The sequence below is a fragment of the Haloglomus litoreum genome (genome assembly GCF_029338515.1).
Lineage (GTDB): Archaea > Halobacteriota > Halobacteria > Halobacteriales > Haloarculaceae > Haloglomus > Haloglomus litoreum.
Map to the genome: position 1 here is coordinate 4,425,155 of NZ_CP119988.1, position 12,377 is coordinate 4,437,531.

Sequence of the window (12,377 nt, forward strand, 5' to 3'; positions counted from 1 at the left end):
GCGCCCGCACGGGCGCGGGTCGTGGACGATACGGTGTCGGGTGTGGGGTGTACATCAGATATCTCGCTCCTGGAACCGCAGCAGTGCGAGCACGACCAGCAGGGCCGCCGCCTCACAGAGGACGAACGCGCCGAGGAGGTCGTAGCTCGAGTCGACCAGTACCGCGGTCGGGTCGTAGTAGCGCGAGGGGCTGAGCGCCCCGAGCGCGCCGAAGTCCGTGTCCGTGACGACCGTCTCCAGCATGAAGAGGCCGAACACGACCGCGATGGCTCCCCGCTGGGCCGTCGAGGACCGGCTGAAGGCGACCGAGAACAGCAGGCCGACGGCCGCGGTTACCAGCAGGTACGGCAGCGACAGCAGGTGGACCAGCAGGATGTCCACCAGCGGGATGGGCTCGCCCACGAGGAGCGCGCCCACGTAGACGACCGTGCCGACGATGGCGTTGACGATCAGCATCGACGGGACGAGTCCGGCGAACTTCTCCAGCAGGAGCCGGGGGCGCGAGATGGGCGTCGACAGCAGCATGTCGAGCCGGTCGGTCTCGATGTCGCCGGCGACGACGCCACCGCCGAGGTAGGCGAAGTACAGCCCCAGCAGGATGACGAAGCCGAACTGGTACAGCTCGGCCGCGAGGAAGCCCGCCAGCGAGCCGAGGCCGTCCAGCCCGAAGGCGTTCTGGAGCGACTCGGGGTACGCGTCGACGAACTCCGTGAAGTCGACCTCCTCGAGGATGGAGGGCCCGATGGCGAGGAACAGCCCGGCGAAGGCCGAGAGGCCGACGGCGATGGCGAGCGTCCCGAGCAGCCGTCGCTCGGTCTCGTAGCGCGCCACCGGGAGCATCAGGCGCCCTCCTCGGGGGCGGCCCCGTTCTCGGCGGCCGCCGGCCCCGACTCGGTGCCGTCGCCGTCCGGGGCATCGCCGTAGAACCGCAGGAACACGTCCTCCAGCGGGGCCTCCTCGATGTCGATGCCCAGCACCTCGAACCCGGTCAGGTGCGCGACGAGGGCGTCGTAGTCGCCCGTGAAGGTGAACGACACCGTGGTCGAGTCGCCCCCGTGTCCGACGAGGCGCTCGTCCTCGCCCGCGCCGATGGTCAGGTCGTGAACGCCGTCGATGGCGAACGCCTCGGGACCGGCCTCCCCGCGGACGCGGACCCGGACGACCTTCCCACCCCGGGAGAGCAGTTCCTCGACCGTCTCGAGCTCGACGAGCCGCCCCTCGCGGATGATCCCCACCCGGTCACAGACCTTCTGGACCTCGCTGAGGATGTGCGAGGAGAGGAAGAGGGTCTTGCCCGCGGCGGCCTCGCTCCGGACGAACTCGTGGAACCGCTCCTGCTTGAGCGGGTCGAGCCCGGAGGTCGGCTCGTCCATCACGACCAGGTCGGGGTCGTGCATGAACGCGATGACGATGGCGAGCATCTGCTTGTTGCCCCGCGAGTACTCCCCGACCTTCCGGTCGAGTGGCGGGGTGAACGTCTCCAGCAACTCGGCGCTGCGGCTGTCGCCGCGCAGCGACCCGTAGTAGTCCAGCAGCCGCCGGCCGGTGACGCCCTCGTCCAGTCCGGGGTCGCTGGGGAGATACCCCACGTCGGCCTTCGCCGCGACGAGGGCCTGCTGGTCGGCGATGTCGCGGCCGAGCAGTTCGGCGGACCCGGCGGTGGGCGACTGGAACCCCAGTAGCGTCCGGATGAACGTCGTCTTCCCGGCCCCGTTCGGGCCGAGGAAGCCGAATATCTCGCCCTCCCGGACGTCGAACGTGAGGTCCTCGATGCCGCGGACGTCGCCGTAGTACTTGCTCAAGCCCTCGCTTCGGATCGCGGCCATACCGGTCTGCACCGGTACTGTTCCGCGTCATGAGGGGGTGAACGTATCGTTCCTTCCAGTCCCGTGGGAACGAGCAATCCGGAGTGGCGTCCGCTCTGTCGTGAACGGCATATGCGTGAGGGCGGGGCGAGAGTGGTGTGAAGGTGGCGCGAGAGCGGCGGGAGCGCAGGAGAACGGCCCGTGCAGCAATTCCGGCGCGCTACAGGGAGCCCGAGAGGATGCCGGAGGTGCGGACGAAGAAGTAGAGGACGAACGCTCCCGCGAGCGCCCACTGGCCGGCCGAGACGTCGCTCGCCTCGCCCTGTGCGGCCTTGACGACCGGATAGGAGATGATGCCGGCGGCGATGCCGTAGGCGATGGAGAAGGTGAAGGGCATCACGAAGATGGTGAGGGCCGCCGGAACGGCGAAGGAGAGGTCGTCCCACGCGATCTCGGCGACGTTCGAGAGCATGATGATGCCGACGACGACCAGCACGAGGTGGGAGGCGTACGTCGGGACCGCCGCGGCGAGCGGCACGACCGCGAGCGACAGCAGGAAGAAGACGCCGATGACCAGCGCCGTCATCCCGGTGCGGCCGCCCTCCTCGACGCCGGTGGCGGACTCGATGTAGGTCGTGACGGTGGAGGTGCCGAGCATCCCGCCGACGGTGGTGCCGACGGCGTCGGCCATCAGCGGCCGGTCCATGTCGGGGAGGTTGCCGTCGTCGTCGAGGAAGCCCGCGGCCTGCCCGACGCCCGTGAGGGTGCCCGCGGTGTCGAAGAAGTCGACGAAGAAGAAGGTGAACACGACCAGCGCGAACGAGAACGGTTCGACCTGGCTGAACCCGTCGACGAACGCGCCGGCGAGCGGCGTGATGTCGTAGCTTGAGGCGTCGTAGACGATGGGAACGTTGGGGGCGAGCGGGATGCCCGACTTCAGCGCGACGCCGGCCGCCTCGGCCGCCGCGACGGCGCCCTCGGCGGAGTAGCCCGCTGCAGAGGCCGCGTAGCCAGCGATGGTCGTGACGATGACGCCGATGATGATGGAGCCCCGGATGCCCCGGGCGTACAGCGCCAGCGTCACGAACAGGCCCAGCACCGACAGGAGGGCGATGGGGTCGGAGGCGAAGACGGGGCTGAACGTGACGAACGTCACGGGGTCGTTCGCGACGACGTGCATCTCGATGAGACCGATGATGGCGAGGAACAGCCCGATACCGGCCCCGACAGCGAGTTTCACCGGCTGGGGGAACAGCTTGATGATGGCTTCACGGGCGCCGACGGCGGTCAGGAGGACGAAGACGATGCCCTCGACGACGACGGCCGCGAGCGCCGTGTTCCACGGCACACCCAGCCCGAGGACGACCGTGAACGCGAAGAAGGCGTTCAGTCCCAGCCCGGGCGCCTGCCCGAACGGTCTGTTGGCGTAGAACGCCATCACCAGCGTCGCCACCGCGGCCGAGATGAGCGTGACGACGGCGATGAGCTGCTGTGCCTCGGGGATGGACAGGCCCAGATCCGGCCCCGGACCGTTCACGATCGCGGGTGCGAGGATCGCCGGGTTCACGACGACGATGTAGCTCATCGTCAGGAACGTCGTGATGCCGGCGACCAGCTCGGTCTCCAGGTCGGTGTCGTACTCGTCGAAGCCGAAGAAGTCGGCCAGCGTCTCGCGTACCATTACGCGTGCCGACGCGAGTAGGGGGCACTTAACGGTTTTTCAATCGAACCACCCAACCGTCCGGTTCCGTTCGCGTTCGCCGGTCGAACGGCTGCAAGCGTCGTGATTCGGTGCCGATATCGGCACTCGCGCCGAGTCAGTCCTCGGGCTCGACGTCGGCGTCCGCGTCGGCCAGCAGGTCCGATGCGGTCAGCAGCGACTCCAGTTCGATGTCGTGCTCGGCGAGGTTCTCGCGGGCACCCTCCTCGCGGTCCACGACCACGAGGACGCGGTCCACGACCGCACCGGCCTCCCGCAGCGCCTCCACCGCGTCGATGGCCGACTGGCCCGTCGTGGCGATGTCCTCCAGCACGACGACCTCCTCGCCGTCCTCGAAGCGGCCCTCGATGCGGTTGCCGGTGCCGTACTCCTTGGCGGCCTTCCGGACGATGACGTACGGGTTGCCGGTGGCGACGCTCGTGGCCGCGACGAGCGGGACCGCGCCGAGCGCGACGCCCGCCAGCTTGGTGTCGCCCACGCGCCGAGCGAAGGCGTCAGCGATGAGTTCGAGGCAGTCGGGGCTGGTCTCGAACAGGTACTTGTCGACGTAGTACTCCGACGTGCCGCCGTGCGAGAGCTCGAACTCGCCGAACTTCACCGCGTCCGCGGCGCGAAGGGCCGCGACGAGGTCGTCGCGCTCCGTGTCGGTCATGTGTGGGGGTGTGGGTGGTGGTGGGTTAAGCGGCCCGGAAGCGGGTCACCGCCTCCGGTGTCACTCCCGGAGCGCGTAGAACGCGCCGACCGCCACCAGCACCACCGCCGCGCCCCCGAACGCGAGCGCGCGCAGTCCCGAGCGGGCGCCCGCGCCTGGCGTGACTCCCTCACCGTCGGAGGCGTTCACCCCGAAGGCGCCGAGCAGGCGCTCCTCCTGCGTCGGCGCGAACTCGAGGATGGCCGCCGCGCAGTCGCCCACCTGCCCCTGGTCGAAGGCGGCGCTGTCGGTCAGCGTCACGCTCCGGTTGGCAGCGAACGAGGCGGCCGCCGGACCGCCGGGTTCGTCGCCCAGCGCGACCCGCTCGGCGTCGTAGGGCTGCCACGGGGCGTACACCTCCCAGACCACTCGACCGGCGGGCGTGACCTCCAGCACGCGGTGGCCCCGGCGGTCCACGACCAGCGTGTTCCCGTTCGGGAGCCGGTCGGCGTCGCGGGGCTCGTTCAGCCCGCCGCCGACGAGTTCCCAGGTCAGCGTCCAGTTCTCGCCGCCCGGACTCGACGGCTCGGAGGCGCCGGGCGTGTGGGTGTACTCGACGACGCGGTCGTTGCGGCCGTCGGCGACGAGGATCGCCGGGCGGCCGTCGGCCGTCCGGAGCAACTGCGGGTTCGAGGGGTAGTGCAGCGTCCGGACGGCGTCGTCGCGCCCGAGTCGGAGGTCGACGGCACCGGTCGAGCGGTTCACCACGAGCACCTGGTCGAAGTTACGCGCCGAGGCGAGATACCGCCCCCGCCCGACCCGGTCGACGTCGTTGACGTGAACCCAGTCGCGGGGATAGGGCCCGCCCCCGGCGCGGGGGAACTCGCCGTCGCGCTCGAACGACCAGTTCCAGTCGACTGCACCGGAGCGGGGGTCGTAGACGAGCAGCCCCTCGCTCCCGGGCGTGGCGTCGGCGACGAGCAGCTTCCCGTTCGGGAGCCGGTCGATGTCGGTGGCGCTGGTCACGTTCGGCTCGCGGGCGAACCGCTCGACACGGACCCGCTCGCCGGTGGCCGGGTCGAGCGTCTCGGCGATGGCGACGCCCGGCTCCGTCGAGGTCAGCAACAGCTCGCCCGAGGGGAGCGGGTCGACGTCGTACGCCCAGAACCGCCCCCGGGCGGTCGCGTTGTACGCGTACTCGAAGCCGCCCCGTGGGCCGAACCCGACGGCGAGCGCGGGCCGCTTGACGTACCGGCCGCCGTCGAAGGCGATGCCCTGGATGGAGACGACGGTGGTCCCGTTCGGCACCCGCTCCAGCCGCCCGACGCATGGGTTCGCGACCGTCGTGTTCTCCTGGATCGCCGCCGGTGTCGCGGCACCTGGACCCGAAACGGTCCCCCCGGCGGCCGGGCCGACCAGGGTCCCCGCGAGGACGGCCAGCACGAGCAGCGACACGACAGCACCACGGGGCTGCACGGCCGCCCCTGGTCGGCGCTCCGGCTTGAGCCTTCGGCTCCCGGGGGCTACTCGCCGCCGGGGCGAGTCCCCGTTGCCGTCCCGCTGTGCTCGCCACCGCCATGGGTCGCGCCGCCGTCGTCGCCGGTCGTGCCATCGGCGGTATCAGCATCCCCGGCATCGGTCGTGCCACCGTCGCCCGACCGGGAGGTGGTCTCGGTCCCGCGGACTGGAGGGACCGCGAGTTCGACCCGCTGGCTCTCACCGTCGGCACGGAACGCGGCCGTGACGACCTCGGCACCCTCGTACGCGAGAATCGGCGGCACGTCCGCGTAGGTCGCGGTGCCGCCCGCCGGCACGTCGAGCGCGACCGCGCTGCTGGCGTCGTGGATCGCCTCGAAGGAGACCCACATCTGGAAGCGTGCGTCCCGGGCACCCTCGTTGGCGACCGTCAGGTCGAGCGCGACGTCGTCCTCGGCCGTCCGCCGGGTCGACAGCTCCTCGACCCGGAATGCGGGTTCGGCCGCCAGCGTCGACAGCAGCGACTCCCCCAGCGGCCACCGAACGGTGGTGTCGCCCACGCGCCACCACACGGACGCACGCTCGTGGGACACAGCGGGGAACGGGATGGCGAGGCGTCGCTGCTCCCACTCCGGCGGTGCCCGCGGGCCGCCGGGGTCGTCCCCTTCGACGACCAGTATCGGGTCGCCGTCGACCGGCTCGCCGTCGACGGCCCCGCCGAGGTGGAGGTCCCGGGCGTGCTCGGGCACCGGGCCGCGAGCCGTCACGTCCACGACGAGGAACTGGCCGTCGCGGACGCGCAGGCTCTGCCAGGCGCCCGCGTCGTGCATCACGGTCGGGCGGACCCGTGGGTTCGCCACCGTGAGCGACTGCTTGTCGACCACGGCGCTCTCGCCCATCGCGACCCGACGGTCGTCGGAGGCTGGGGAGTCGGTCGGCGACCCGCCGGGTGACGCGTCGGGCGACTCGTTCGGCTGGCCGTCACCGTCGCCGGTCGGGAGCCGATCCGTACAGCCGGCCAGCGCAGCACCGCCGGCACCGAGCAGCGAGAGGAGGGCTCGTCGGTCCATATCCGAACAGGGCACGGGACGGATAACTGTCTCCGGGAGACTCAAACAGGCGCTTGAGCGACAGCTGGAAGCGGAGATATCTCCGAGATAACATCTCAAAGCGCATGATCAACACACAATATTTGGGTTAAAATAGGAAATCAACGAGGAGATGGGAAACGTCGATCACTCCGAGTCGGCGAACCGGCCGAGCCCGGTCTGCCGCCGCCGCTCGCCCGCATCGGGGTCCCAGGCCGTCGCGTCGGCGCGGGCCGACGCGGCGTCGACGGGGGGCGCTGCACCCGAAACGAACCCCCCGCACGCCGGGCCACACTCGCCCGCCGGGTCGACGACCCGACCCTTCCACGGACAGTCCGGAAGCGGCCCCGTCCCGCCGCGCTCGCCGACCTCGATGCGGGCGCAGTCGGGCCACGCCTCGGCGGCGGGGCGCCAGCCCTTTCCGAAGGCGCGCTCGGCGAGGCGCCGGCGCGCCCGGCGCTTCTCGGCGGGCGACACGACCGCGATGTCGGTGCGGCCGGGGTGCTCGTCGAGGGGCTCGACGCCCCACTCGACGTCGAGCGGCGTCGGCTCCCGCACCACCTCGCGCTCGCCCGTGTCGGGGGCGAACCGCCAGACGCCGACGGCGTCGGGGATGCGGTTCAGGTGCGCGCCGGTGACGTGCGAGGCCGTCGCCAGTACGGCCTCGTCCAGCAGTCCGAGCGAGACGTCCGTCCGCAACTGTCGTTCGAGGTCGCCCGGCCGGCCGAGGTCGGGCTTGTTCTCGATGCCGCGCAGGCGGCCGCACCAGCGCTCGGGGTAGCGCCCCGTCGCCCGCACCAGGTCGCGGCCGTTCCGGCGCTCGCGTTCGAGGTAGCCCGCGTCGACCGCCGCGTCGACGATGCCCTCCACGCGGTCCGGATGCACGTCGAGCGCCCGCCGCGGGTCCCGCGCGGTGCCGGGGCCGATGTCGCTCTCGAGGACCGGCGCCGGAATCGTCCCCGAACAGAGCGAGACGCGCTCGTCGAACCGCGGGCCCGGCAGGAGTTCGACCACGTCCATCACGCGCGAGCCGTGGCAGGAGGCGCCGAGCTGCCGAGCGAGGAGACCCTCTGTCTCGGACTCGTAGTGGGCACAGAGGGCCAGTTCGAAGGCGTACTCGCGCACAGAGGGACGTGGGGCGGCGCGGGCTTAAGCGGCGCGTCGGGCAGGTGGTCGGGGAACGACGATCGCAGCGGGCGGACGAGCTCGGGTGGCAGTCGGAAGCCGACGAGCAGGCGCTCGACACCTGCCCCGAACCCCGGACGTGGGTCAGCAGTGATCCGTGCCAGGGACGCACAGGTATTTGGATTCGCACGCCAACGTCCCGGGTGTGTGGGGGAATCCAAGCCGACGACGGGTACTGTCAGTGGCGGGTACGACACTCGGGGTGGCCGCCGTCCCCGGAGCCGTCACGGGTCGACGGGCCTCCGACGGGCTCGTCTACGCCGCCTCCGAGACCGGTGAGCTGGCCGCGTTCTCCGTGGCCACCGGGGAGAAACAGTGGAGCTACGAGTTCCCGAACAACCCCGACCTGATCGCACAGAAAGGGGGGCCGCCACTGGTCTGGAACGGGACGGTGTATCTCGGCGCCCAGGAACTGCACGCCGTCGATGCCGCGACCGGTGAACGGGAGTGGGTGTTCGAGGGGAGACAGCGGCTCAAGACCAGCGCCGTGTGGCCACCGACCGTCCACGACGGAACGGTCTACGTCGTGCAGAACACGGGGGGACAGACCGCGTTGCGGGAGGAGGGCGACCTCGAAGACCAAGGTTCGGTGCCCCTGTACGCGCTCGATGCCGAGACGGGCGAGCGCGAGTGGCGGACGGAGAGCCCGATGCTCACGGGGCACTGCCAGGCGCCGCTGGTGTACGACGGGACCGTGTTCGTACTCGGGTATCATGCACTGGGTGGGGCGCTATCGGCCTACGACGCGGCGACCGGCGCACAGTCGTGGGGCAAGGTGTCCCCGTACGGCGACCTCCCGATCGACCTCCCTCAGTACGGACCCGTCGAGGTGGACGGAATCATCTACATCATGGGTGGCCGGGGCGGACTCCCCGGATTCGACCCGGAGACCGGCGAAACCGTCAGTCGGGGTGGGGCGAACGGCAGACTCGCGGCGACGCCGTACGCACCCACGCGGGGGAAACTGTCAGCGTTCGGGAGCACACTGCTCTCGGCGTCGGGGAGCACGCTGGATCGGTTCATGCCGGCCCGGGACGGCGAGCGCGTCCCGGGCACGACGAGAGGGGGGAACTACCCGTTCGACAACGTCGGGGAACTGGGGGGTGTGGACGACTCGTTCAGGCGGTCGGCGTTCGTGGTCGGGCGGCCGACGGCCACACGCCACCCGTATCTGGTGGTCGGGGCCCAGCGATGGAAGTTCGGCGTCGGCGCGGAACCGGAAGGCGACGCCCGCTTCCAGGCGACCTCGATGAATCCGACGATCCCGGACCCGGACCCGGAGTGGGTGTACAGCCAGCGGTTCCTCGTGAACCCGACGGTCGCGGGGCGAACCGTCTTCATCGGCGGGGAGGAGCTGACCGCGCTGGACCTCCAGGACGGGACGGTCCGGTGGTCCTCGGACGCCATCGACGGCCGCATCGTCACGGCACCGACCGTCGCAGCGAGCCCGGAAGGCGGCCACAGCATCGACGAGCGGATCCGGCACCAGACGCTGAACCACCACGACGAACTCGGCCCCCGCCCGGCGAACGTCCGGGTGGGCATCGGTCGGCTCTCCGCAGCCGGGGTCGCCCCCGCCGACGAGTACTGGTTCCCCGACGGAGGTATCGACCCGCCGAGCGCGCGCCTCAACAACGAGGTCCGGTACGTCGGGCGCGTCGATACCGACGGCCGGGTCGTCGTCCCACGGAGTGCCGTTGAGGCGTTCCAGGCCGAACACGACACGGTTCCTGGAGTCCTGATCCAGCTCCACAACACCGGAGCGGTGACGGCCGAGAAGTCCGTCGATGTCCGGGTCGGAGGGCGGACGCGCACGACGACGGTTCCGCTCCAGGGCTACGGGGCCGGGTTCCTGTGTCTGTTCGAGGAGCGGGCGGCGGTGCCCGGGTACGCCCAGCCGGGAATCGAGGCCGATTCGGCGCGGTCGTATCTCAGCAGTGCGGCACTCGTCGACATTCCGGGGGAGCAGCTGGTAACCGGCGGTCCGACCGAGCTGACGGTGTCGACGCCGGACCACGAGCGGACGATCCGGTTCGGGGACGGCGCCTCGAGTGCCACTCCCGAACCGACCGAATCCCGGACAGCCACCGGGTCCCCGACCGAACGAACGGGGCCGGAGGACGACCCGGAGCGGACGGCGTCCGACGCGGCCGGGCCCGGATTCGGGGTGGTGAGCGGACTCACCGCACTGGCGGCCGGCGGGTACGCCCGCTACGTCTCGAGAGCCCGGGACGACGGGGAGTGAGCGTCGCCCGGCACAGCAACCACGGCGTCCACAGCATCGGATACCGGATCTCTCCGGGCGGAGCCGCCGCTGACTGCGCCCGGGACACCGAGCGGGCCCCACCGCCCCCGCAACCACAACCCTTTGCCTGGACCCGCCGAACGCCCGCGCATGGAGAGTCTCAACGTGATGGCCGTCGAGCTGGTCGACGAGGCCATCGACTTCCGGGACGAACTCGCCATCGACACCCACGAGCTGGACAACGGGGCGACCGTCCTCGATTTCGGCGTGGAGGCGTACGGCGGCATCGAGGCCGGGCTCCTCCTCGCGGAGATCGCCACGGGCGGCCTCGCGACGGTGCAGGCCGACGCCTCCGGCACGGTCGAGGGCGCGACGGTTCCACACGTCGAGCTCACGTGCGACCACCCGGCGCTGGCGCTGCTCTGCTCGCAGAAGGCCGGCTGGGACGAGTTCCCCGACGGCTACGACGGGCTCGGGAGCGGCCCCGCCCGCGCACTCGTCGCCGAGGAGGAGGAGTTCCGCCAGACCGGCTTCCAGGACGCCGCTGACTTCGCCACCCTTCTGGTGGAGTCCGACACGCTCCCCGACGAGGCCGTGGCCGAGTCCGTCGCGGACCTCGCGGGCGTCGAGCCCGGCAGCGTCTTCCTCCCCACCTACCGGACGGGCTCCATCGCCGGGAGCGTCGCCACCGCCGCCCGCGCCGGGGAACTCGCCGTCTACCGTCTCTCGGAACTCGACTACGACCCGCTGGACGTGCTGACGGTGACCGCGCGGGCGCCGGTCGCACCGGTGGCGGGCGACGAGGCCACCGCGATGGCCCGGACGAACGACGCGCTGGCGTACGGCGCGAGCGTCCACCTGACGGTCGATCGGGACTTCGACCGCTTCGACGAGGTCCCCTCGACCGCGGCCGAGGAGTACGGCACCCCGTTCGAGCAGTTCTTCGACGACGTGGACTGGAACCTCGGCTCGATCCCGCGCGAGGTGTTCGCCCCGGCGCAGGTGACCATCGACGTGCTGGGCGGTCCCACGCACGCCGCCGGCGCGACCGACGAGTCGCTGCTGGCCGAGAGCTTCGGCCTCGACTGATGCGGTTCAAGGTCGTCCCCCGACTGCCCGACGCGGTGCGTGAGGAGCCCGGGGTGGCGCTGGACCTGCTCGCCCGGGCGCGCGATGCCGTCCCGCTGGTCCCGAAATCCGAGGACGACTGCTGTATGCGCGTCGTGAACGCCGGCGTCGTGGGCGCACGCGACGACGCCAGCGAGTGGCTCACCTTCGCGCGGGCGCTCGACCTCGTCGCCGAGACCGACCGGGGCTACCACCGCGTCCGGGACGCGCCGGACCCGACCGACGCGGACGGGCGGGCGGCGCTGGCCGACCGCTTCCGCGAGCGGGTCTTCGGCACCGAGGAGCTGCTGGCAGCGCTCGCTGCAGCCGACGACGGGCTCACCGCCGACGCCGCCTTCGAGCGGTTCCGCGACCGCATCCCGAACTGGGAGCGCCGGCGCCACACCGACCCCGAGGAGGTGTGGCGCGACCGCGTCGAGCGCCTGCTGGACTGGGCGGTCGTCCTCGGACAGGTGCGGTGGGACGGCGAGCGATACCGGGCGGCCTGAGTGCGGGGCAGGTGCGGGCGGCCGCGCGGACCCTCGTGCTACGGCGCGTACGTGCCCGTCAGCTTCGTCTCGGCGACGACGTGGCCCGACATGGCCACCTTCAGGTCCTCCTTGTCGGCCGACGCCGGGAGGTCGAGCGTCGTATCGAGCGCGAACAGCCGGAAGCGGTAGGTGTGCTCGCGGTCCGGCGGCGCCGGGCCGCCGTAGCCCGTCTCGTCGAAGTCGTTGCTCCCCTCGGTGGCACCGTCGGCCCCCGGGTCCCACCCCTCGGGTAGCTCCGCGTCCGGGGGGACGTTCCAGACGAGCCAGTGGTCCCACACCTTGCCGGCCGGCTCGACCGCGTCGGGGTCATCCATCACGAGCGCCAGCGAGACGGCCCCGTCGGGGACGCCGGCGACGGTCAGTGGCGGCGAGATGTCCGCGGCGTCGCGGCCGTACTGCTCGGGGATCCGTTCGCCGTCGTCGAACGCCGGGCTGGAGAGGGTGAACTCGGACATGGGTATCGACCGGAACACCGGTCGCCCGGCTAGTTCGGCGAGCGCGGTCAAAAAGATTCGCCGCGGGCCGTCATCGAGGGCTCGTGCATCGGTCCCCGCGCCGGCTCCCGACCG

The 12,377-nt window shown here is 71.4% G+C and carries 11 protein-coding genes; 3 read left to right on the forward strand and 8 right to left on the reverse strand.

All coding sequences use genetic code 11. The annotated features are described in order from the left end of the window. Nucleotides 1–54: 54 nt before the first annotated feature. The 7 genes from P2T62_RS21985 to P2T62_RS22015 all read right to left on the reverse strand — a co-directional run bounded on the left by P2T62_RS21985 (nt 55) and on the right by P2T62_RS22015 (nt 7,845). The gene (locus P2T62_RS21985; protein WP_276259168.1) at nt 55–840 is read right to left on the reverse strand and encodes an ABC transporter permease; all 786 of its coding nucleotides are present in this window, start codon (nt 838–840) and stop codon (nt 55–57) included. Beyond that, nucleotides 840–1,826 carry an ABC transporter ATP-binding protein gene (locus tag P2T62_RS21990; protein WP_276259169.1) on the reverse strand — a complete coding sequence of 329 codons (987 nt, stop codon included), beginning with the start codon at nt 1,824–1,826 and terminating at the stop codon, nt 840–842. Before P2T62_RS21990 ends, P2T62_RS21985 begins: the two co-directional genes overlap by 1 nt. Nucleotides 1,827–2,025: 199 nt before the next feature. Continuing rightward, nucleotides 2,026–3,486: an NCS2 family permease gene (locus tag P2T62_RS21995; RefSeq protein ID WP_276259170.1), complete on the reverse strand. Its 1,461-nt coding sequence runs from the start codon at nt 3,484–3,486 to the stop codon at nt 2,026–2,028. Nucleotides 3,487–3,622: 136 nt separating this feature from the next. Further along, nucleotides 3,623–4,177, reverse strand: a complete 555-nt coding sequence (pyrE, locus tag P2T62_RS22000; RefSeq protein ID WP_276259171.1) for an orotate phosphoribosyltransferase — start codon at nt 4,175–4,177, stop codon at nt 3,623–3,625. A 60-nt stretch (nt 4,178–4,237) separates the two neighbouring features. After that, on the reverse strand, nt 4,238–5,632 hold the full coding sequence (locus P2T62_RS22005) for an aryl-sulfate sulfotransferase (protein ID WP_276259172.1): 1,395 nt from the start codon (nt 5,630–5,632) through the stop codon (nt 4,238–4,240). Between the two features lie 47 nt (nt 5,633–5,679). Continuing rightward, nucleotides 5,680–6,702, reverse strand: a complete 1,023-nt coding sequence (locus P2T62_RS22010; RefSeq protein ID WP_276259173.1) for a hypothetical protein — start codon at nt 6,700–6,702, stop codon at nt 5,680–5,682. 165 nt (nt 6,703–6,867) lie between these two features. Further along, on the reverse strand, nt 6,868–7,845 hold the full coding sequence (locus tag P2T62_RS22015) for a DUF5787 family protein (RefSeq protein WP_276259174.1): 978 nt from the start codon (nt 7,843–7,845) through the stop codon (nt 6,868–6,870). Between the two features lie 241 nt (nt 7,846–8,086). Between P2T62_RS22015 and P2T62_RS22020 the strand changes: the two genes are divergently transcribed. The 3 genes from P2T62_RS22020 (at nt 8,087) to P2T62_RS22030 (ending at nt 11,766) form a co-directional block, all read left to right on the forward strand. Next, nucleotides 8,087–10,150, forward strand: a complete 2,064-nt coding sequence (locus tag P2T62_RS22020; protein WP_276259175.1) for a PQQ-binding-like beta-propeller repeat protein — start codon at nt 8,087–8,089, stop codon at nt 10,148–10,150. Between the two features lie 150 nt (nt 10,151–10,300). Then, complete coding sequence (gene mch / locus P2T62_RS22025) at nt 10,301–11,239, forward strand: methenyltetrahydromethanopterin cyclohydrolase (protein ID WP_276259176.1); 939 nt, start codon at nt 10,301–10,303, stop codon at nt 11,237–11,239. Further along, entirely contained in the window at nt 11,239–11,766 is a 528-nt protein-coding gene (locus P2T62_RS22030) for a double winged helix-containing putative transcriptional regulator (RefSeq protein WP_276259177.1), read from the forward strand. The genes mch and P2T62_RS22030 overlap by 1 nt, the downstream gene beginning before the upstream one ends. 38 nt (nt 11,767–11,804) lie before the next feature. Here the strand turns inward: P2T62_RS22030 and P2T62_RS22035 are convergent, their stop codons facing one another. After that, nucleotides 11,805–12,263: a YbhB/YbcL family Raf kinase inhibitor-like protein gene (locus tag P2T62_RS22035; protein WP_276259178.1), complete on the reverse strand. Its 459-nt coding sequence runs from the start codon at nt 12,261–12,263 to the stop codon at nt 11,805–11,807. Nucleotides 12,264–12,377: the final 114 nt, after the last annotated feature.

Coding starts and splice junctions, on each gene's coding strand:
- P2T62_RS21985 (WP_276259168.1), bottom strand. CDS start 840: ATGCTCCCGGTGGCGCGCTACGAGACCGAGCGACGGCTGCTCGGGACG.
- P2T62_RS21990 (WP_276259169.1), bottom strand. CDS start 1,826: ATGGCCGCGATCCGAAGCGAGGGCTTGAGCAAGTACTACGGCGACGTC.
- P2T62_RS21995 (WP_276259170.1), bottom strand. CDS start 3,486: ATGGTACGCGAGACGCTGGCCGACTTCTTCGGCTTCGACGAGTACGAC.
- pyrE (WP_276259171.1), bottom strand. CDS start 4,177: ATGACCGACACGGAGCGCGACGACCTCGTCGCGGCCCTTCGCGCCGCG.
- P2T62_RS22010 (WP_276259173.1), bottom strand. CDS start 6,702: ATGGACCGACGAGCCCTCCTCTCGCTGCTCGGTGCCGGCGGTGCTGCG.
- mch (WP_276259176.1), top strand. CDS start 10,301: ATGGAGAGTCTCAACGTGATGGCCGTCGAGCTGGTCGACGAGGCCATC.
- P2T62_RS22030 (WP_276259177.1), top strand. CDS start 11,239: ATGCGGTTCAAGGTCGTCCCCCGACTGCCCGACGCGGTGCGTGAGGAG.
- P2T62_RS22035 (WP_276259178.1), bottom strand. CDS start 12,263: ATGTCCGAGTTCACCCTCTCCAGCCCGGCGTTCGACGACGGCGAACGG.